We start from the raw sequence: 20,520 nt of genomic DNA, 5'->3' as shown, positions 1-20,520 counted from the left end.
TCAGTCCTCCCGTGCATCCAGCACCGCGTTCATCCGCGCGGTGAGCTCATGGTCGATCGCCAGGGCCGCGCCGTCGAGGGCGCGCACCGGCACTGCACCGCGTGTGCTGGAGCACAGCCACAGGGCATCCGCCCGCCGCAGATCCTCCCGCGTCACGGGCACGATCGCGGTGCGGCGGTCGGCGAGCCCCGCGAACACATCCCCCTGGGTGGTGCCCGGCAGCACGCCGAACTCCGGCGGCGGGGTGACCAGGGTGTCGTCGATGCGGGCGATCAGGGTCGACCGCGGGCCCTCCAGCACGAACCCGTCTGCGCTGACGAACACCACGTCGTCCGCACCACGGCGTGCGGCCTCCCGCAGCGCCGCCTGGTTGACCGCGTAGGCGAGCGACTTCGCGCCCTGCAGCAGCCAGGGCGCCGTGTGCATCACGTCGTGCCGGTACCCGCGGTCGAGCACCACCGCGGTGACCCCCGCGGCGCGCACGGTCGAGGGGTCGGTGCCCGCGAAGCCGAGCACCCAGCCGGTGGGTCCCGCGTGGTCGAGCTCGTCCCCGCGGGTCATGGCGAACTTGATCGAGGCGATCTCACCGTCGCGCAGCACGCCGGGTCGCGACACCTCCGTGGCCGCCCTGCGCACAGCCGCGCGCCAGCGGTCGAGCGACGGCGCCGGCAGCTCGAGCAGCGCAGCCGACCGTTCCAGCCGGTGCAGGTGCGCCTCCAGCGCCTGGGGCACGCCGTGGCGCACGACCGCGGTCTCGAACACGCCGTCCCCGCGGGTCACCCCCAGGTCGGTGGCGCGGATGATCGGGGTCGCGGGGTCCACCTCGACGACGGCGTCCGCGGGGTCGGTGTCCGGGGACAGCTCCAGCCGGTACAGCAGCAGTGCGCGCATGGGTCCACTCCTCGCAGCGGTCCGGGGCCGTCAGCCGAGCGTGAGGGCGGTGTCGCGCACGTCGGACGCCGCGGAGTCGTACACCCGCGCGGCGTCGCGCTCGATGCGCGCCACCCGCACCTCATGGCCCAGCCCGGGGCCGGTCGGCACCCGCACACGTCCCGCCTGAGCGGTGACGGGCGGCTCGATGATGTCGCTCTCGTAGTACTTGTCCGATCCGGACACGTCGGAGGGCAGCAGGAAGCCGGGCAACGACGACACCGCGACGTTCGCGGCCCTGCCGACGCCGAACTCGTGCATGCCACCGCACCACACGGGGATGCCGGCGTCGAGCGCGATGTCGTGCGCGGCGCGTGCCACCCCGAGCCCGCCCATCCGCGAGACCTTGATGTTGAGGATGCGCCCGGCGCCCAGACGGATCATGGCGCGCAGGTCGCCGAGCGCCACGACCGACTCGTCCAGGCACACGTCCGTGTCGAGGCGCGCCTGCAGCTCCGCGTGGGCCACCAGTTCGTGGGGGCCGAACGGCTGCTCGATCATGGTGAGCCCCTCGCGGTCGAGGCGCGCGAACACCGCGGCCGCCTCGTCGTCGTCGGGGTAGGCGCCGTTGGCGTCGACGTGGAGGTCGAGGTCGGGGTGGGCGGCGCGCACGGCCCGCACGGGCTCCACGTCCCACCCCGGCGCGATCTTGAGCTTGACCCGCGGGTAGCCGGCCGCGCGCTGCAGCTCGACCTGCGCGAGGAGCTCGTCGATCGACGGTTCGATGCCGAGCGAGACCCCCGCGACCACCTCGTCCCTGGTGCCGCCGAGCGCCGCGGCGAGCGCGATGCCGTGCGTGCGGGCGTACAGGTCCCACACCGCGCCGGAGAATCCCGCCTTCGCGAACTCGTGTCCGCGCACGCGCGACCACGTCGACTCCAGGTCGGCCGGGTCGTCGCCCGTCGCTCCGAGCAGGGCGGGGACCAGGTACCGCGTGGCGATCTCCCACGCGGTCACCGTGGTCTCCGCGCCGAAGTAGGGGTCGCTCGGGGACGCGATCTCCCCCCAGCCGGTGCGCCCGTCCGCGTCGGTGACCTCGACGAGGATGTGCTCGATGCCGGACTTGCGGTGCGAGCTGGTCTCGAAGCTGTGCCGCAGCGGCTGGCGCAGCGTGAACAGGCGGATGCGGTCGATCTTCACGCGCCGCCCTCCTCGCTGCGCGGCCGCGGCTGCTCCGGGCCGTAGAGGCCGAGGCGGGCCACGAGCCGGTCGCGCTCGGCCAGGCGGCGACGCGCACCCTTCGCGCTCGCCGTGGTCAGGGCGCTGAGCAGGTGGCAGACCGCCGCGACCGGGGTCGGCGAGTCGGCGTACGACGCCGACCCGGTGCGCACGCGGATGAGCGACGTGGCGATCGGTGCCAGCGGCGCGTCCTCGCTGTCGGTGATCACGACGAGCTGTCCGCCCGCCTCGTGGAACAGCCGTCCGAGCCGCACGGTCTCCTCGCGGTAGCGCCGCAGGGAGAACGCGATCAGCACGTCGGAGGCACGCACATCGGTCAGCACGGTGAGCGGCTGCAGTGCGTGCCCGTCCACGAGGAACACGTTGGACAGCGTGGCGGAGAGATCGGCGGTGAGGAGCTGCGCGTACGCGGCGGCCTTGCCCTCGCCCGCGACGTAGCGACGGCGGGCGCCGAGCAGGAGCGCGGCCGCCTGCGGCACCTGCGCCGAGCGGCTGAGCTCCTCGAACGTCTGCGCGAGGGTGCGCTGCTCGGTCTCGATGATGCGCGCCTGGATGCTCTCGGCCGACTGGTTGGTGCGGATGCGCTCGCCGAAGCGGTCTCGCGGTGAGACGAGGTCGCGGTCCTCGTGGTGGTGGTCGCTCATGCCGGGCCCTCCCCTGGTGTCGCGCGGTAGACCGCCGTCTGATCGTCGAGGCGCGTCGCCGCCACCAGGACCTCCCCGCGGTGGAACACCCCGGTCACGCTGCGCTCGAGGTCGCGGCGCAGCGCCTCGCGCTCGGCCGGGCTCAGGCGGCCGGGGTGCACGGGGATCGCGATCCAGGTGCCGTCCGGTGCGGCGACCGCGCAACCCCAGTCGTCCGGCCCGAGCGCCGGGGCGGACGGCGGCGTGGCACGCGGAGACGGCGTGGCGGCGGTGAGGTCCCACGAGACCACGAGCCGGTCGGTGTCGGGGCGCGCGTAGTAGTCGCGCTCGAACGCGATGCCGACGGCGCCGAGCGAGCTGAGGTTGAAGTGCGCGTTGCGCGCCAGCAGCGGGTCGAAGGTCCAGCGCATGGTGCGCTGCCCCCACCGGAGGGCGACCGCGCGCTGCGCGAGCTTGAGGGCCTGACCGACGCCGCGGCCCTGCTGGGCGGCCTCGACGGCGGCCGCCTGCGAGTAGTGGAACAGCGTGCCGTCGGTGTCGCACCCGGCGAAGCCGTAGGCGAATCCGATGAGCGCGCCGTCGTCGGCGAAGGCCCCGATCGCCGAACCGCCGTTGCGGGCGAGCGCGGTGAGCAGGTTGGCGTTCAGCGCGTACTCGCTCTCGGTGTAGGCGAACACCCTGGCGTACAGCGCCGCGGCCTCTCGAAACTCGGTGTACTGGGTCAGCTCCCGACAGCCGTAGCCGATGCCCGCGTCAGCGGCCACGGAGAAATGAGGCACGATACGTTTCCTAAGATTGAAGAGTCCTGCTGCTCTGAGCGATGTTATCGGCGGCTTGCACCGGGATCAAGAGGCAGATACGGTTCGTAACTGTGACCACTTCTCCGGCGGCGCAGCACGCGGACCACTCTTCTGACGACATCATCGCACTCGTGCGCGAGCTCGTGTCGATCGAGTCGCCGAGCCGCGACACCGCCGCCAGCGCCCGCATCGCCGACGTCCTGAGCGCCCGCTTCGAGGCCATCGGCGGCACCGTCCGCCGCGAGCCCACGAGCGCCGGGACCGACCTGGTGATCGACGTGCCGGGCACGGGCGATCCGCTCCTGTTCATCGGGCACACCGACACCGTGTGGCCCGTCGGCGCCCTCGACGGCGAGGTGCCCTGGGTGGAGGACGGCGACGTCGTCCGCGGACCGGGCGCCTACGACATGAAGGCCGGGATCGCGGTGATGCTCGAGGCTCTGCGCACCCTCCAGCCGCTCGCGGTCGAGCGGCGCCGGGCCGTGCGGGTGGTGCTCGTGTGCGACGAGGAGATCGGCTCCCCCGTGTCCGGGCCGCTGCTGGCGGCACGCGCGCGCGGGGCCGCGGCGGCGATCGGCTTCGAGTCGCCGCACCCCGACGGCGCCCTCAAGGTCGGCCGTCGCGGCAGCGCGCGGGTGCGCCTCTCGGTCACCGGGCGCGCCGCCCACGCCGCCCTCGATCCGGAGCACGGGATCTCGGCCGTGGACGAACTCGTCGACCAGCTGCTCGCGGTGCGACGCATCGTCGCGGATCCCGCCCTGCCCGGTCCGGTGCTGTGCAACGTCGGCACGATCGCCGGAGGAGCCCGCACGAACGTGGTGCCGGCGGAGGCGGCGGCGGAGATCGGCCTGCGCTTCACGGATCCCGTGACCGAACGCCAGGTGCTCGACGCCCTGGCCGCGCTGCACCCGGTGCGCGAGGGCGCGACCGTGACGGCGGAGGTGCTCAGCGCGCGGCCGGCCTGGCGGGCCTCCGCGCAGGACGCCGCCCTGCTGGAGCAGATCTCCGAAGCGGCGGCCGGTGTCGGTCAGCGCATCGAGGGTCGTCCGGCCGCGGGCGCCGGGGACACCAACCTGCTGGGCGGGCTCGGGCTGCCGACCGTCGACGGCTTCGGGCCACGGGGCGGGGGCGCGCACGCGGTGGACGAGCATTTCCTGCGCTCCTCCCTGCACGACCGGGTCGCGCTCCTGCGTGCCGTGCTCACGATCGCCGCGGACTGACGATACGATTCCCGTTCGCGTGCCCCGGGACCCCTGGCGAGGATACGTTCCGGATCTCCACGGTGACGATGCGACGCCGTCTCGGCGGTTCCCGCACGTGCGCATCCTGGCAGCCCCGTGTTTCCGCCGTGTTACACCCGAACGGCGCCGGGGGGTCTTCTCCACGACCGCAGTTTTTCTTCCGCGATACGCATCGAATCTCTTGACCCCGGGCCCGACTTCCGCTTGCATGGTCTCCACCGACCCGGCTTCATCGTGGATCCGGGCGGCGCCCGAAGGGACTTCTTCCATGCGTCTTGCCCCCCGCTCGAAATCAGTGCGAAGTCTGACCGCCGCCGCGATCGCGACCGCGCTTCTCGTCGCCGCGCCGGTCGGTGCCGCCCAGGCGCAGACCGCGAGCGCCGCCACCGAATCCCCCGCATCGGACACCACGCTGCGCATCGCGACGTCCGGGTTCGTCGACACGTTCAACCCGTTCATCTCGATCTACCTCACGCCGACCAACATCATCCGGTACGTGTACGAGTCGCTCGTGCAGAACGACGCCGAGGACGGCTCCCCGACCAAGGGTCTGGCGGACTCGTGGGAGGCCACCGACGGGGGCCAGACCTGGACCTTCACGCTGCAGGACGACCTGGTGTGGTCCGACGGCGAGCCGATCACCTCCGCCGACGTGAAGTACACGTACGACCAGATGCTCACGGTGCCCGCGCTGGGCACCGCCAACGGCAACCTGGTGTCGAACTTCGACACGGTCGAGACGCCCGACGACAAGACCGTCGTCATCACCCTGAAGACCCCGCAGGCCCCGAACCCCGGCTCCGAGATCCCGATCGTGCCGAAGCACATCTGGGAGAAGGTCGACGACCCGACCACGTTCGCCAACGACTCCGAGGTCGTCGGCTCCGGCCCGTTCGTGCTCGACAGCTACTCCGCCAACCAGTCCATCACCCTGAAGGCGAACGAGAACTTCTGGCGCGGCGCCCCCAAGATCGACGCGATCCAGTACGTGTACTACACGAACTCCGACGCGCAGGTGCAGGCCCTCAAGGCGGGCGACGTCGACCTCGTCACCGGTCTCACCCCCACCCAGTTCGAGGCGCTCGACGGCGTCGACGGCGTCACCACCCACTCCGGTGAGGGCCGCCGCTACCACTCGATCAGCATCAACGTGGGCCAGCAGACCCGCGACAACGTCCCTTACGGCACCGGCAACGCCGCGCTCAAGGAGCTCGAGGTGCGCCAGGCCATCCGCCTCGGCACCGACACCGCGACCCTGCTCGACAAGGTGCTCGACGGCGAGGGCACGCTGGCGACGAGCTTCATCCCCGCGTCCTTCCCGAAGTGGCACCTGTCGGAGGACGACGACGTCGTCGGCTTCGACCCCGAGGCCGCGCAGGCGAAGCTCGACGAGGCCGGCTGGACGCCCGGGGCCGACGGCATCCGCGAGAAGGACGGGCAGCGTCTCGCGCTGCGCCTGCTGATCGATGCCGACGACGCGAACGAGCAGTCCATCTCCGACTTCTTCGTGCCGTGGATGAAGGACATCGGCATCGAGATCACGGTCGAGTCCACCGACTCCGACACCATCAGCGCGAAGGCCACGTCCGGCGACTACGACCTGTACTTCAGCGGCTGGTCGGTCAACCCCGACCCCGACTACCAGCTCGGCATCAACACCTGCATGAACCTGCCGACCGCGACCGACGGCACCGGCGGCACCACGCAGGACGGCTACTGCAACCCCGAGTTCGACGAGATGTACGCCCAGCAGCGCTCCGAGATCGACGAGGAGAAGCGGCAGGAGATCGTGCACGACATGCTCGCGCTGAACTACACCGACACCGCGCAGGTCGCCACCTGGTACGCCAACTCGCTCGAGGCGTACCGCTCCGACCGCTTCACCGGGTTCACCCTGCAGCCCAAGGACGGCGGCATCATCGCCAACCAGGCCGGCTACTGGGGCTACCTGACCGTGGAGCCGGTCGAGGGCGCGACGGCCGGCGGCACGGGCACCAACACGGGCCTCATCATCGGCGGAGTCGTCGTGGGAGTGATCGTCGTGGGCGCCCTGGTCTTCTTCCTGATCCGACGCCGCAACATCGCCGACGTCGAATGAGCCCCGTGAGACGTCGCGGGCGGCGGCAGCCCGCCCCCGCGACGTCTCCGGCTCCGCAGCAAGGAGACCCCCATGTCCAACGCGGTACCCCCCTCCACCTCGGCCATCGCCACGAGCGCGGCCGCCGAAGAGCAGCCGACCGGCGTCGGCGCCCTCCGGTACATCCTCGGCAAGCTCGGCGGCGCGGCCATCAGCCTCGCGATGGTGATCCTCCTCGGATTCTTCGCCTTCAAGATCCTGCCCGGCGACCCGGTCGCCTCGATCGCCCGCGAACGCGGCATGAGCGCCGAGCAGGCCGACCAGCTGCGTGAGCAGCTCGGCCTGAACAAGCCGCTGTGGCAGCAGTTCTTCGACTACCTCGGCAACGTCTTCACCCTCAACTTCGGCACGAGCTACGTGTACCGCACGTCGGTGTCCGAGCTGATCGGCCAGTACTTCTGGAACACGATCCTGCTCACCGGGACCGCGGCGGTGATCGCGATCGCGCTCGGCCTGTGGCTCGGCCAGAAGGCGGCGTGGAAGCACGGCTCCACCTTCGACCGCATCGTCTCCGGCACCTCGCTCGTGTTCTGGTCGGTGCCGACGTTCTGGCTGGCCCTGCTGCTGCTGATGATCTTCGGCGGCACGCTGCACTGGTTCCCCACCGGCGGCATGGTGTCTCCCAACCCGCCGACCGACCCGGTGGGCATCGTGCTCGACGTGATCTCGCACATGGTGCTGCCGGTGATCACGATGGTCGCCGTGGTGTACGCGCAGTACCTCATGGTGATGCGCAGCTCGCTCCTGGAGGAGATGGGCGCCGACTACCTCACCACCGCACGCGCCAAGGGCCTCCGCGAAGACCTCGTGCGCCGCCGCCACGCCGTGCCGAACGCGCTGCTTCCCACCGTCACCCTCGTGTTCATGCACATCGGCGGCCTGATCGCGGGAGCCGTGACCGTGGAGACGGTGTTCTCCTGGCCCGGCCTCGGCAAGCTCACGTTCGAGGCGATCTCCGGCCCCGACCTTCCGCTCCTGCAGGGCACCTTCGTGGTGTTCTCCACGATCATCATCGTGATGAACCTCATCGCGGACCTCATCTACCGTCAGCTCGACCCGAGGGTGAGGCGCGCATGACCACGGCATCCCCGACCATCCGTTCGCCCCGCGCCCTGGCATGGCACCGCCGCGGCGTCGCCTTCACCGGCTTCTGCCGGGAGTTCGCGCACCACCGCGCCGGCATGGTGGGGCTCGTCTTCCTCATCATCGTGGCGCTCGTCGCGATCTTCGCGCCCGTCATCGCCCCCGCGAGCATGCTCGACGTGACGAAGCTCGTCGACGTGCAGCGGTTCGCCCCGCCCTCGTGGGAGCACCCGCTGGGCACCGACCACCAGGGTCGCGAGATCTGGGTGCGCATGGTGTGGGGCGCCAGGGTGTCGCTGCTCGTCGGGCTCGCCGCCACCGCGATGTCGATGATCATCGGCACGCTCGTCGGCATCGCCGCCGGACACTTCACCGGCTTCTTCGGCGGCCTCATGATGCGCATCATCGACTTCTTCCTGGTGCTGCCGTCGCTGATCCTCGCGATCGTGCTGTCGTCGGTGCTGAGCCGCGGAGTGTGGACGATCATCATCGCCATCGGCCTCACCTCCTGGGCGGGCACGGCCCGCGTGGTGCGCGCGCAGACGCTGTCGGTCGAGTCTCGCGACTACATCGAGCGCTCGCGGGCGCTCGGCGCCGGCCACTGGCACATCATCCTCAAGCACCTGCTGCCCGGGGTGCTGCCGCTCGTGCTCGCGAACACGACCCTCACGGTCGGCTCCGCGATCATCTCCGAGTCGACGCTGGCGTTCCTCGGCCTCGGCGACACGACCCTGCAGTCCTGGGGCTCGATCCTGAAGAACGCGATGGACGTCTCCGCCGCGACCAGCGGCTACTGGTGGTACGTGCTCGTGCCCGGTATCGCGATCGTGCTCGTGGTGCTGGCCTTCACCGTGATGGGCCGCGCGGTCGAGAACATCACCAACCCCACGCTGAGGAGCCGCTGAGATGCCCGACCTGATCTTCGACGACGTCTCCATCACCTACCGCACCTCCGGCCGCTCCGGCCGCGACGAGGTCGCCGCGGTGCGCAACGTCTCCCTCACCCTCCCCGCCGGGCAGACCCTCGGCATCGCCGGCGAGTCGGGGTCGGGCAAGAGCACCCTCGCGATGAGCGTGCTGCGCCTGCTCCCCCGCAACGCCCGGCTCAGCGGACGCGTGCTGCTGGGCGACCAGGACGTGGCGACGCTGTCGTTCGGACAGCTGCGCGCCGTGCGGTGGGCGCAGACCTCCATCGTGTTCCAGGGCGCGATGCACTCGCTGAACCCGGTGCGCACGGTCGCATGGCAGCTGAACGAGGCGCTGGAGCTGCACGCCTCCGATCGCTGGAAGACCGAGAAGGCGCGGAAGGAGCGGGTGCGCGAGCTGCTCGACGTCGTCGACCTTCCGCCGCAGAAGGGCGAGGCGTATCCGCACGAGCTCTCCGGCGGGCAGCGGCAGCGCGTCATGATCGCGATGGCTCTCGCGTGCGACCCCGAGGTGATCATCGCGGACGAGCCCACCACCGCGCTCGACGTGATCGTGCAGAAGCAGATCCTCGACATGATCTCCCGGCTGGTCGCCGAGCGCGGCATCTCGATGCTGATGATCAGCCACGACCTGTCGGTGCTCGCGACCGCGTGCGACCGCATCGCGATCATGCGCAACGGCGAGCTGGTCGAGGTCGGCGAGAGCTACGCGGTGTGCACGACGCCCGAGCAGGCGTACACGCGCCAGCTCGCCGACGCGTTCCCCACCATCGGCGACCCCGCCTCCCGCATGGCGCCGGTGACCCGGCACGGACGCGACGCCGACGACGTGCCGGAGATCGTCCACGGCGACGAGGTGCTGCTGGAGGCGAAGGGCCTCAACGTCACCTACCGCTCGGGAGGCCGGCCCGTGCACGCGGTGCGCGACGTCGACCTCGCGGTGCGGCGCGGCGAGATCGTGGCGCTGGTCGGCCAGTCCGGCTCGGGCAAGTCGACCCTCGCCCGCGCCCTCATGGGACTGCAGCCCGCCGACCCGGGGTCGCAGATCCTGTTCGAGGGCTCTCCGATCGCGGCGAAGGGCCGGGCGCTCGCGCAGTTCCGCTCGCAGGTGCAGCTGGTGCTGCAGGACCCGTGGGCGGCGCTCAACCCCAAGCACAGCGTGTACGAGTCGGTCGCCGAGGGCCTGCGCGTGCAGCGCTACCCCGGAGACGAGCGCGAGCGCGTGGCGCAGAGCCTCGCCGACGCCGAGCTGACGCCGCCCGAGCAGTACTTCGGCGCGATCCCGCAGGAGCTCAGCGGCGGTCAGCGGCAGCGCGTCGTGATCGCCGGGGCCCTGGCCGTGCAGCCGCAGATGCTGATCGCCGACGAACCCGTCGCCTCGCTCGACGCCTCGGTGCGCGGCGAGATCCTGGGACTGCTGCTCGACCTGCGCCGCCGCCTCGGGCTCTCGGCGCTCGTCATCACGCACGACCTCGGGCTCGCGTGGAACATCGCCCACACGGTCGCCGTCATGTACCACGGGCAGATCGTGGAGCACGGCCCCACGGAGGAGGTGCTGCTGAACCCTCAGCACGAGTACACGCGGCACCTGCTCTCCGCGGCACCGCGCATCGAGGAGAGGACCGCATGACCGACACGATGGAGGGCACCGCGATCGGCACGGACTCGCCCTACCTGGACTCCGCGCCGCTGCGACCGGGCGACACCGTGGCGATCGTGTCGCCCTCGGGCCCCGGCAACGAGGAGAACACGCAGCGCGCCGTCGACTACTACGAGTCGTGGGGCCTGAACGTGAGGGTGGGAGAGCACGTGCTCACGCCGCACCCGCGCGCCTCCTACCTCGCCGGCCCCGACGACCTGCGCCGCGCCGACCTCGTGGCCGCCTGGCTGGACCCCGAGGTCGACGCGGTCGTCACGGCCCGCGGCGGCTACGGCGCCCTGCGGCTGCTCGACGGCATCGACTGGGCGGCCATGCGGCGGGGAGCCCTCCGGCGGGACGGACGGCCGAAGCTGCTCACCGGCTCGTCCGACGTGACCGCGCTGCACGAGACCTGGCGCGCGCACCTCGGCGTCGCCACGCTGTTCTGTCCGATGGCGGGCAACAACGTGTTCCGCGACTCGCCGACCGTGCGCGACGACGTGCAGCGCTGGCTGTTCGAGCCCTGGCGCGGACGGGAGCTCATCGGCCCGAAGACCGAGATCATGACGCGGGGCCGGGCGGAGGGACGCTTCACCGGCGGCAACCTCAGCCTCCTGGCGGCGGGACTGGGGGCGCCGGAGGCCTCCGTCGCCGCCCCGGGCATCCTGTTCCTGGAGGACATCACGGAGGAGCCGTACCGGCTGGACGGCTTCGTGACGCAGCTGCGCCGGGCCGGGCGGCTCGCCCAGGCCTCGGGCATCGTGCTGGGCTCCTGGCACGAGTGCGGCGACCTTGAACTCGTGCACGCCCTGATGCGCGACGAGTTCCAAGACCGCGGGGTGCCGGTGCTGTGGGAGCAGGGCTTCGGCCACGACCCGCACGCGCTGACGATCCCGCTCGGCGTGGACGGGGTGCTCGACGCGACCGGGGACGAGCCGCGCCTCACGGTCGGGCTGCCGGCATGATCGCCCTCCCCCCGCTCGACCCCCGGGCGACCTGGTCCGTCCGGCTGCTCGACGCGGACACCGGGGCGACCCTGGCCGAGCACGACCCGGACGTGCAGTGCGAGACCGCGAGCATCGGCAAGATCTTCCTGCTCATCGAGGTCGCCCGGCGGCTGGAGGACGGGACGCTCGCGGCGGACGCGCGCATCGACATCCCCGACGAGCACCGTGTCGAGGACTCGGGGCTGCTGTACCGGATGCACGACCAGCGCGTCACCGTGCACGACGCGGCACTCCTCGTCGGCGCCGTGAGCGACAACCTCGCCACGAACGCGCTCCTCCACCTCTGCGGACTCGACGCCGTCCGCGCGGTCGCCCCGGAGCTCGGCTACCGCGACACCGCGCTGCACGACTACATCCGCAACGAGCGCACGCCCGACCTGCCGTGGACGCCGTCGTTCGGCACCGCGGCCGAGCTGTCCGACGTGATGCGGCGGCTCGGCGCCGGCGAGGTCTTCTCCCCCGCCGTGAGTGCGCGCGTGCTGGACTGGCTGGCCGCCGACACCGACACGTCGATGACCGCCGACGCGTTCCTGCTCGACCCCCTCGCGCACGTCGAGGCCGAGTACCAGGGCCTGGTGCTGCGTCACAAGACCGGCAGCGTGGGCTTCGCTCGGGTGGACGTCGGACTGCTGCGCGGCCCGGAGGGCGCGGTCGCCTACGCCGTCGCGGCGAACTGGAAGACCGCGGGCACCGATCTGCGAGCGCCCGTGCTCGACGGCATGCGCGCGGTCGGCGAGCTCATGCGGGCGCACGTGACCGGACGCCCGCGCGACGACGGAGGGGACGCATGAGCGCGATCGACGTGGAGCTGCCGAGCGGGAACGGCACCGTGTGGTCGGTGCTCGTGCAGGACGTCGACACCGGCGAGGTGCTGCTGCGCCACGACCCCGAGGCCGTGCAGGACACCGCGAGCGTTGGCAAGATCTTCCTGCTGCACCGGCTGCTCGCCGAGGTCGACGCGGGCACCCGCACGCTGGAGGAGCGCGTGACCCGGCGCCCCGTGGAGGCCATCGAGGACTCGGGGCTGTGGTACCTGCTGCAGGCCGACGAGCTGTCGCTGTACGACGTGGCGGCGCTGATCGGCGCGGTGAGCGACAACGCCGCCACCAACACCCTGGGCCGCGTGATCGGCATCCCCGTGGTGCAGGAGCACACCCGGGCGCTCGGCTACACCGCCTCCGCGCTCGACGACATCGTGCGGTGGCCGATCCCGCCCGGCGCTCCCCGGACGCTGTCGCACGCGAACGCCGCGGAGCTCGTGCGCTTCATGTCGCGGCTCGCCGACGGCGCCGATCTCTCGCCCGCGTCGGCCGACACGCTGCGGCGGTGGCTCGGTGCCGGCATGGACCTGTCGATGGTCGCCTCGGCGTTCGAGCTCGACCCGCTCGCGCACTGGGGTTTCGACCGTGGCGTGTGGCTGCTGAACAAGACCGGGACGATCTCGCGGGTCCGCGCCGACACGGGCCTCGTCATGTCGCCCACCCGGCGCATCGCCTACGCCGTGCTGGCCACCTGGAACAGCGGTGCGGACGGCCGCGGCCCGGTGCTCGCGGCCATGCGCCGGATCGGCGAGGGCATCCACGCCGCGCTCGCCGACTGAGCACCGCTCGCACCGCGGGACATCCGGGCGCGGTTGCCGTAACACGTCGCGCGTCCGTCCTCCACGGCGACGTTTCCCCCCCCGCCGGTCAGACGACCCCGGCGCGCGCCAGGCGCTCCCGCACCCGATCGATCGGCACCGCGTGCGCCGTCCGCCCCTCGGGGCCCACGGTGGTCTCGGCGGCCAGCACGGAGTTGATCAGCGCCTCCTCGACCGCGTCCATCGTCGCGGCGAACAGCGGCGAGAGCTCGTCGTCCGCCGCGAGCCCGCCCGTCGCCGGGTCGTGCACGGAGAACGCGATGGCGTAGTCGCCGCTGCCCTGCGCGTAGTCGGCACCGACGCCCCGCATCGCGAACACGGCGCGGTTGGCCACGCGCCCGAGCTGGCGGCCGTCGACCGGCGCATCGGTGGCGACGACGATCATGCAGGAGTTCCCGACCGGCTCCGCAGGGTCGTCCGTGAGCAGCTCCTCCGCGGGCAGGGGCACCCCGGCGATGCGCAGCGTGCCACTGAAGTTCGTCTGCACGAGCGCGCCGACCGTGCACGGGGTTCCGGCCACGTCGACCACCCGTGACGCCGTGCCGATGCCGCCCTTGTAGCCGAGGGCGACCGTCCCGGCACCCGCACCGACACAGCCCTCCGCGACGGGACCGGACGCCGCCGCCTCCAGTGCCGCGACCACCTGCTCCTCGCCCACGGCCCGCCGACGGATGTCCGAGAGGAACCCGTCGTTCGTCTCCCCCACCACCGGGTTCAGCGTCGTCGTGTGCGCGTGCGCGGGTGTCGCCAGCAGGTGCCCGAGCAGCGCGTCGGCCACGCGGAACACCGACAGGGTCGACGTGAGGAGGATCGGCGTCTCCAGCGCGCCGAGCTCGCGCAGCTGCGTGGCACCGACGAGCTTGCCGTAGCCGTTGCCCACGGAGAGGTTCGCGGGAAGGCTGCGGCGCCGCGCGGTGAGCGCGTCCGGCACGATCGCCGTGACCCCCGTGTGCAGACCGTCGCCGTGCAGCGTGGCGTGGCCGACCCGCACCCCGGGCACGTCGGTGATCGCGTTCTCCGCACCGCGCGCGAAGGCTCCGGGCGCGACGCCGAGGTCGGCGAGCCGGGGACGGGTGGACGAGGACGACGGCGATGTCATGCTCCGATCCTCCCAGTCGCGGCGGGTGCGGGTCCGCGCCGCGCCGAGTGCCCGCCGCGGTCGAGCGACCCGCCCGCACGCTCGGTAGACTGGGCGGCACCACCCACACTCAGGCACGCTCACACAGTGCCGCATACATCGCTCGAGGAGACCTCCATGTCCGCCATCCCTGACAAGCCCGCACTCGAAGGTCTCGAAGCGAAGTGGGACGCCGCCTGGGCGGAGCAGGGCACCTACCTGTTCGACCGTCTGCGCGCCGCGGAACTCGGCCGTGAGGGCGTGTACTCGATCGACACCCCGCCGCCCACCGCCTCGGGCAGCCTGCACATCGGGCACGTGTTCTCGTACACCCACACCGACGTCAAGGCGCGGTACGAGCGGATGCGCGGCAAGACCGTGTTCTACCCGATGGGCTGGGACGACAACGGCCTGCCCACCGAGCGCCGCGTGCAGAACTACTACGGCGTGCGCTGCGACCCCTCGCTCCCCTACGACCCCGACTTCACCCCGCCGTTCGAGGGCGGAGACAACAAGTCCAGCCGTGCGGCCGACCAGCAGCCCATCAGCCGGCGCAACTTCATCGAGCTGTGCGAGCGCCTCACGATCGAGGATGAGAAGCAGTTCGAGGCACTGTTCCGGCAGCTCGGCCTGAGCGTGGACTGGACGCAGACCTACCGCACGATCTCCGACGACACGATCCGCCAGAGCCAGCTCGCGTTCCTGCGCAACATCGACCGGGGCGAGGCTTACCAGGCCCTCGCGCCGACGCTGTGGGACATCGACTTCCGCTCCGCCATCGCGCAGGCCGAGCTGGAGGACCGCGACCAGCAGGCCGCGTATCACACGATCGAGTTCCCCTTCGCGGACGGCTCCGGCTCGATCGCGATCGACACCACGCGTCCGGAGCTCCTCCCCGCGTGCATCGCGATCGTGACCCACCCCGAGGGCCCGCACAAGCACCTGATCGGCACGAAGGTGCGCACCCCGTTCTTCGGTGCCGAGATCGAGATCCACGGTCACCACCTCGCCCAGCCCGACAAGGGCACCGGTGCCGCCATGGTGTGCACCTTCGGCGACGTGACCGACATCGTCTGGTGGCGCGAGCTGCGCACGACCGATGGTCGCGACCTGCCGAACATGACCACGATCGGCCTCGACGGCCGGTTCCTCCCGGAGGCTCCGTCTCTCGTGGCCGACGCCGACGCCCGCGCCTGGTACGCGGCCGAGGTCGCCGGCAAGACCGTGTTCAGCGCCCGCAAGGCGATCGTCGAGAAGCTGCAGGAGACGGGCGACCTGACCGCGGTCGGCAAGCCCTTCCAGCACGCCGTGAAGTTCTTCGAGAAGGGCGACCGTCCGCTCGAGATCGTGTCCACGCGCCAGTGGTACATCCGCAACGGCGCCCGCGACGGCGAGCTGCGTGACCAGCTACTCGCGCACGGGCAGGAGCTCGCGTGGCACCCCGACTTCATGCGCGTGCGGTACGAGAACTGGGTCGGCGGTCTCACCGGCGACTGGCTCGTGTCCCGGCAGCGCTTCTTCGGCGTGCCGATCCCCCTCTGGTACGCGCTGGATGAGAACGGCGACCGCGACTACGACCGCGTGCTCGTCCCCGACACCGCGAGCCTGCCGATCGACCCGACCACCGACGTGCCGGCCGGGTACACGGAAGACCAGCGCGGCGTGCCGGGCGGGTTCGACGCCGAGGCCGACATCCTCGACACGTGGGCCACGTCGTCGCTCACGCCGCAGCTCGCCGGCGGCTGGCAGCGCGACGAGGAGCTGTGGCAGCTCACGGCCCCGTTCGACCTGCGTCCGCAGGGGCAGGACATCATCCGCACCTGGCTGTTCTCCACCATGCTGCGTTCCACGCTGGAGGACGGCAGGGCCCCGTGGAAGAACGCCGCGATCTCCGGCTTCATCGTCGACCCGGACCGCAAGAAGATGTCGAAGTCGAAGGGCAACGTGGTCACCCCGGCCGACGTGCTCGACGCGCACGGCTCCGACGCGGTGCGGTACTGGGCGGCCTCCAGCCGACTGGGCATGGACGCCGCGTTCGACCCGCAGAATCCGACCCAGGTGAAGATCGGGCGGCGCCTGGCCATCAAGGTGCTCAACGCCGCGAAGTTCGTGCTGTCGTTCCCGGTGCCGGAGGGGGCGCAGGTCACCCACGCGCTGGACGCCTCGATGCTCACGGCCCTCGACGCCGTGGTGGCGGAGGCGACCGCGGCGTTCGACCGCTACGACGCCGCGCGCGCGCTCGAGCTCACCGAGGCGTTCTTCTGGACGTTCTGCGACGACTACCTGGAGCTGGTGAAGGAGCGGGCGTACAACCAGAACGACGTGGGACAGGCGTCGGCGGCACTGGCGCTGCGCCTGGCGCTGTCCACGCTCCTGCGTCTGCTCGCGCCCGTGCTGTCGTTCGCGACCGAGGAGGCGTGGTCGTGGTTCGAGCAGGGTTCCGTGCACACCGCCGCGTGGCCGGAGCCGCTGGGCATCGAGGGCGACGCCGCGGTGCTGGCCGCCGCGAGCGAGGCCCTGATCGGCATCCGTCGTGCGAAGACCGAGGCGAAGGCGTCGCAGAAGACCCCGGTGTCGCGCGCGGCGATCGCCGCCCCTGCCGCGAAGCTCGACGCGCTGCGCGCCGCCGCCGACGACCTCCGCGCGGTCGGCCGCATCGCCGAGCTCGAGTTCACCGAGGCCGAGGAGTTCGCGGTGACCGCGATCGAGCTCGCCCCGGTCGAGGCGTCGTGATGCAGCTCGGCACCCGCTGGGCCACCGGCACGCAGCCGCCCGCGTCGGTCCCGGAGGCGCTGCGCCCCGCGATCGCCGAGGTCGAGGCCCGCGGGCTCACCGGACACTGGACGCTCACCTGGCTGGAGGGCCGGGCGCTCGCCGAGCTCGACGCGGGCTGGGAGGTCGTGCAGACGGCGTCCGGCGAGGTGGTGGCGCGTCCGTTCGAGGACTGAGCGGCCCCCGTGCGACGAGAGCCCCGGATCCTCTGCGGATCCGGGGCTCTCGCGTCCGTGGCAGGGGCCGTCAGCGGCGCGGCGCCCCGAGCTGGGCGAGCAGGTGGTCCACGGCGCGCGGGTCGTGGCGGCGAGCCTGCTGCTCCGCCAGCAGGTCGAGCGCGAGCTGGCGGCGCCGCGCGCGCTCGGCCACGCGATGCTCGACGAGTCCGGTGAGGCGGTCGGCGAGGCGCAGCAGCCCCCGCTCCGTGCGCGTGGGGGCGGAGAGGTGCAGCGTGGCGGCGGTCATGATGCGGACTCCGGCTCGGCCGCACCCGCCGCGGACGGCGGCGTCGGCAGGTCGAACAGCTCGGCGCGCACCGACACCCGCCGCACGTCCGGCCCGGTCTGGCCGCGGTACCGCTCGATCGCCGACTCGATGACGGCCTCCAGCTCCGAGCGCAGGGCGAGTGCCTGGGCGGGGGTCACGTCGAGGTGCGTGGTGAGCGTGATGCCCACGTCACCCCACCCGTCGGGAACCTCGGACGCCGGTCGGTTCAGGTACGACATCAGCGTCTCGTGCCGCAGCCGGAAGAACTCGGAGGTCACGATCTGCGCGGCGGCGCGGTTCGCGGGCGAGGTCATGTCGTCCGGGCCCGGCACGTCGATGCGCCCCTTCGGCCGCTCCCACCAGCGCTCCCTAGCGGTGCCGCGGCCCTCGACCTCGCGGATGAGGTCGTGCGCGGCGAGGGCGCGCAGGTGATAGCTCGTGGAACCCGAGGTCTCCCCCACGAGCGCGGCGAGGGAGCTCGCGGTCTGGGGGCCGCGCGAGGCGAGCAGGTCGAAGATCTTCACGCGAAGCGGGTGGGCGAGGGCCTTCAGCGCTCCGGCGTCGAGCGTTCGCACCTGGGTCTGTTCGGTCATGAATGCAAAGATACCCTTGCAAACGATTCTTTGCAAGAGTTTCTTTGCATCCGGATCCGCTCCCGTCAGCCCACCGCGTCACGCGCCGCCACGAACGCGGCGACGCACTCCTCCACCTGCTCCGGCGTGTGTGCGGCGGACAGCTGCACGCGGATGCGCGCGAGCCCGCGCGGGACGACGGGGAAGCTGAACGCGGTCACGTAGATGCCCCGCTCCTGCATGGCCTGGGCGATCCGCGCCGTCTTCGCCGCATCGCCGAACATCACCGGGACGATCGGGTGCTCCCCCGGCAGCAGCTCGAACCCCTCCTCGGTCATCCGGCGCCGGAACAGCGCCGCGTTCTCGCGCAGTCGCGCCCGCAGCTCGGCGGATCCCTCGACGAGGTCGAGCGCCGTCAGGGTTCCCGCCACGATCGCGGGGGCCAGCGTGTTCGAGAACAGGTAGGGGCGCGACCGCTGTCGCAGCAGTGCCACGATGTCGGCGTGGGAGGCCACGTACCCGCCCGAGGCGCCGCCGAGCGCCTTGCCGAACGTGCCGGTGTAGATGTCGACGCGGTCCGACACCCCGCACAGCTCCGGAGTGCCGCGGCCGTGCTCGCCCACGAACCCGACGGCGTGGGAATCGTCCACGAACACCAGCGCGTCGTAGCGCTCGGCGAGGTCGCAGATCTCGGCCAGCGGCGCGATGTAGCCGTCCATCGAGAACACGCCGTCGGTCACGACCACCCGGAACCGGGCATCGGCCGCCGCCCGCAGCTGCTCCTCCAGGTCGGCCATGTCGCGGTTGCGGTAGCGCAGGCGCCGCGCCTTGGAGAGCCGGATCCCGTCGATGATCGACGCGTGGTTGAGCTCGTCCGAGATGATCGCGTCCTCCGCCGAGAAGAGCGTCTCGAACACCCCGCCGTTCGCGTCGAAGCACGACGAGTAGAGGATCGCGTCGTCCGTCCCGAGGAAGTCCGCCAGGCGCCGCTCCAGCTCCAGATGCTGCTCCTGGGTGCCGCAGATGAAGCGGACGCTCGCGAGCCCGTATCCCCACTCCTGCAGCGCGGCGGTGGCCGACGCGAGGATCCGGGGGTCGTCCGCGAGGCCGAGGTAGTTGTTGGCGCAGAAGTTCAGCACGGGCGTCCCGTCGGCCGTGATCTCCGCGCTCTGCGGTCCGCGGATGCCGCGCTCGCGCTTGGTGAGCCCGGCCTCCTCGATCCCGGCGAGCTCCGCCGCCACATGGGTCTTGAAGTCTCCGTACATCACAGCTCCGTCCAGTCGAGGATGATCTTGCCCGTTCCCGCCGATTCCGCGGCCGCGAAGCCGCGCTCCCACTCGCGCGCCGGCACGACGTCGGCGATCACGCGGCCGATCGCCTCGCGCAGCGCGGCGCTGGTCTGCAGCATCGCGCCCATGGCGTTCCACGTCTCGAACATCTCGCGGCCGTAGATGCCCTTGATCGTGAGCATGTGCGTGACGAGCTTGCCCCAGTCGATCTCGAAGCCGGCGCTCGGCAGCCCGAGCATCGCGATCCGTCCGCCGTGGTTCATGTTGTCGATCATGGCCGGGAGGGCCGACGCCGCGCCGCTCATCTCGAAGCCGATGTCGAAGCCCTCGCGCATGCCGAGCACGCGCTGGGCGTCGCGCACGTCGCGCTGCGACACGTCGACCACCTCGTCCGCGCCCATGCGCCGCGCCATCTCCAACCGCGGTGCGCTCACATCGGTCGCGGCGATGAAACGCGCACCGGCGTGCCGCGCCACCGCGATCGCCATGAGGCCGATCGGGCCGCACCCGGTCACCAGCACGTCCTCACCGACCAGCGGATACGTCAGGGCCGTGTGCACGGCGTTGCCGAGGGGGTCGAAGACGGCCCCGAGTTCCGGGGTCACGTCGGCGTGGTGCACCCAGACGTTCGCGGCAGGCAGCGAGAGGTACTCCGCGAACGCCCCGTCGCGCTGCAGCCCGAGACCGATCGTGCGGATGCACATCTGCCGGCGCCCCGCGCGACAGTTCCGACAGGTGCCGCACACGATGTGCCCCTCGCCGGAGACGCGGTCCCCGACGACGATGTCGTGCACCAGGGGCCCGACCTCCACGACCTCCCCGTAGAACTCGTGCCCGGGGATGAGCGGGGTCGAGATGGCGGAGGCCGCCCAGTCGTCCCAGCGGTGGATGTGCAGGTCGGTGCCGCAGATGCCCGTCCGCAGCACGCGGATGACCACGTCTCCCGGTCCGGCCGTCGGTTCGGGGCGGTCGACGAGGGTGAGTCCGGCGCCCGGCTCCTCCTTGAACAAAGCCTTCATGTCTTCGATCTCAGCGCATCCATCGCTGTAGAACAATCGG

19 protein-coding genes are annotated in these 20,520 nt (G+C 71.7%); 10 read left to right on the top strand and 9 right to left on the bottom strand.

The features are described 5' to 3' along the window. From KZC56_RS15365 to KZC56_RS15350, 4 genes are read right to left on the bottom strand one after another with little or no spacing between them, the layout of a single operon-like run. Positions 1-891 (bottom strand): aminotransferase class IV, encoded by an 891-nt coding sequence (locus KZC56_RS15365; RefSeq protein ID WP_247638947.1) that lies wholly within the window; start codon positions 889-891, stop codon positions 1-3. 30 nt (positions 892-921) lie between these two features. Continuing rightward, positions 922-2,070 (bottom strand): o-succinylbenzoate synthase, encoded by a 1,149-nt coding sequence (gene menC, locus KZC56_RS15360; RefSeq protein WP_247638946.1) that lies wholly within the window; start codon positions 2,068-2,070, stop codon positions 922-924. Further along, entirely contained in the window at positions 2,067-2,753 is a 687-nt protein-coding gene (locus KZC56_RS15355; RefSeq protein ID WP_136030929.1) for a MurR/RpiR family transcriptional regulator, read from the bottom strand. The genes menC and KZC56_RS15355 overlap by 4 nt, the downstream gene beginning before the upstream one ends. After that, on the bottom strand, positions 2,750-3,532 hold the full coding sequence (locus KZC56_RS15350; protein ID WP_247638945.1) for a hypothetical protein: 783 nt from the start codon (positions 3,530-3,532) through the stop codon (positions 2,750-2,752). The genes KZC56_RS15355 and KZC56_RS15350 overlap by 4 nt, the downstream gene beginning before the upstream one ends. A gap of 92 nt (positions 3,533-3,624) precedes the next feature. Between KZC56_RS15350 and KZC56_RS15345 the strand changes: the two genes are divergently transcribed. The 8 genes from KZC56_RS15345 to KZC56_RS15310 all read left to right on the top strand — a co-directional run bounded on the left by KZC56_RS15345 (position 3,625) and on the right by KZC56_RS15310 (position 13,186). Next, positions 3,625-4,773 (top strand): M20/M25/M40 family metallo-hydrolase, encoded by a 1,149-nt coding sequence (locus KZC56_RS15345; protein ID WP_247638944.1) that lies wholly within the window; start codon positions 3,625-3,627, stop codon positions 4,771-4,773. Between the two features lie 316 nt (positions 4,774-5,089). Then, positions 5,090-6,892: an ABC transporter substrate-binding protein gene (locus tag KZC56_RS15340; RefSeq protein WP_247638943.1), complete on the top strand. Its 1,803-nt coding sequence runs from the start codon at positions 5,090-5,092 to the stop codon at positions 6,890-6,892. Positions 6,893-6,964: 72 nt separating this feature from the next. Further along, positions 6,965-8,008 carry an ABC transporter permease gene (locus KZC56_RS15335; protein ID WP_136035442.1) on the top strand — a complete coding sequence of 348 codons (1,044 nt, stop codon included), beginning with the start codon at positions 6,965-6,967 and terminating at the stop codon, positions 8,006-8,008. After that, positions 8,005-8,919: an ABC transporter permease gene (locus KZC56_RS15330; RefSeq protein ID WP_136030919.1), complete on the top strand. Its 915-nt coding sequence runs from the start codon at positions 8,005-8,007 to the stop codon at positions 8,917-8,919. Before KZC56_RS15335 ends, KZC56_RS15330 begins: the two co-directional genes overlap by 4 nt. A 1-nt stretch (position 8,920) precedes the next feature. Next, complete coding sequence (locus KZC56_RS15325) at positions 8,921-10,570, top strand: ATP-binding cassette domain-containing protein (protein ID WP_136030917.1); 1,650 nt, start codon at positions 8,921-8,923, stop codon at positions 10,568-10,570. Continuing rightward, on the top strand, positions 10,567-11,544 hold the full coding sequence (locus KZC56_RS15320) for a S66 peptidase family protein (RefSeq protein ID WP_247638942.1): 978 nt from the start codon (positions 10,567-10,569) through the stop codon (positions 11,542-11,544). Before KZC56_RS15325 ends, KZC56_RS15320 begins: the two co-directional genes overlap by 4 nt. After that, positions 11,541-12,377 carry a serine hydrolase gene (locus KZC56_RS15315; protein WP_247638941.1) on the top strand — a complete coding sequence of 279 codons (837 nt, stop codon included), beginning with the start codon at positions 11,541-11,543 and terminating at the stop codon, positions 12,375-12,377. The genes KZC56_RS15320 and KZC56_RS15315 overlap by 4 nt, the downstream gene beginning before the upstream one ends. Beyond that, the gene (locus tag KZC56_RS15310) at positions 12,374-13,186 is read left to right on the top strand and encodes a serine hydrolase (protein ID WP_136035491.1); all 813 of its coding nucleotides are present in this window, start codon (positions 12,374-12,376) and stop codon (positions 13,184-13,186) included. Before KZC56_RS15315 ends, KZC56_RS15310 begins: the two co-directional genes overlap by 4 nt. Positions 13,187-13,274: 88 nt before the next feature. Here KZC56_RS15310 and KZC56_RS15305 read toward each other — a convergent pair whose 3' ends face one another. Next, positions 13,275-14,324 (bottom strand): P1 family peptidase, encoded by a 1,050-nt coding sequence (locus tag KZC56_RS15305; protein WP_206251091.1) that lies wholly within the window; start codon positions 14,322-14,324, stop codon positions 13,275-13,277. 156 nt (positions 14,325-14,480) lie between these two features. Between KZC56_RS15305 and valS the strand changes: the two genes are divergently transcribed. Together valS and KZC56_RS15295 are read left to right on the top strand one after the other, a co-directional pair. Then, positions 14,481-17,075 carry a valine--tRNA ligase gene (gene valS / locus KZC56_RS15300; RefSeq protein ID WP_247638940.1) on the top strand — a complete coding sequence of 865 codons (2,595 nt, stop codon included), beginning with the start codon at positions 14,481-14,483 and terminating at the stop codon, positions 17,073-17,075. Next, complete coding sequence (locus KZC56_RS15295; protein WP_136030907.1) at positions 17,075-17,290, top strand: hypothetical protein; 216 nt, start codon at positions 17,075-17,077, stop codon at positions 17,288-17,290. The genes valS and KZC56_RS15295 overlap by 1 nt, the downstream gene beginning before the upstream one ends. 70 nt (positions 17,291-17,360) lie before the next feature. Here KZC56_RS15295 and KZC56_RS15290 read toward each other — a convergent pair whose 3' ends face one another. From KZC56_RS15290 to tdh, 4 genes are all read right to left on the bottom strand, one after another. Continuing rightward, positions 17,361-17,579 (bottom strand): hypothetical protein, encoded by a 219-nt coding sequence (locus KZC56_RS15290; RefSeq protein WP_247638939.1) that lies wholly within the window; start codon positions 17,577-17,579, stop codon positions 17,361-17,363. After that, positions 17,576-18,193, bottom strand: a complete 618-nt coding sequence (locus KZC56_RS15285) for an ArsR/SmtB family transcription factor (RefSeq protein WP_136035432.1) — start codon at positions 18,191-18,193, stop codon at positions 17,576-17,578. Before KZC56_RS15285 ends, KZC56_RS15290 begins: the two co-directional genes overlap by 4 nt. Positions 18,194-18,258: 65 nt before the next feature. Further along, on the bottom strand, positions 18,259-19,437 hold the full coding sequence (locus KZC56_RS15280; RefSeq protein ID WP_136035433.1) for a glycine C-acetyltransferase: 1,179 nt from the start codon (positions 19,435-19,437) through the stop codon (positions 18,259-18,261). Then, positions 19,437-20,480 carry an L-threonine 3-dehydrogenase gene (gene tdh, locus KZC56_RS15275; RefSeq protein ID WP_136030898.1) on the bottom strand — a complete coding sequence of 348 codons (1,044 nt, stop codon included), beginning with the start codon at positions 20,478-20,480 and terminating at the stop codon, positions 19,437-19,439. The genes KZC56_RS15280 and tdh overlap by 1 nt, the downstream gene beginning before the upstream one ends. Positions 20,481-20,520: the final 40 nt, after the last annotated feature.

The sequence above is a fragment of the Microbacterium sufflavum genome, from assembly GCF_023091155.1.
Lineage (GTDB): Bacteria > Actinomycetota > Actinomycetes > Actinomycetales > Microbacteriaceae > Microbacterium > Microbacterium sufflavum.
Note: the sequence above shows the minus strand (reverse complement) of the source record. Positions and strands in the feature narration are given on the sequence as shown.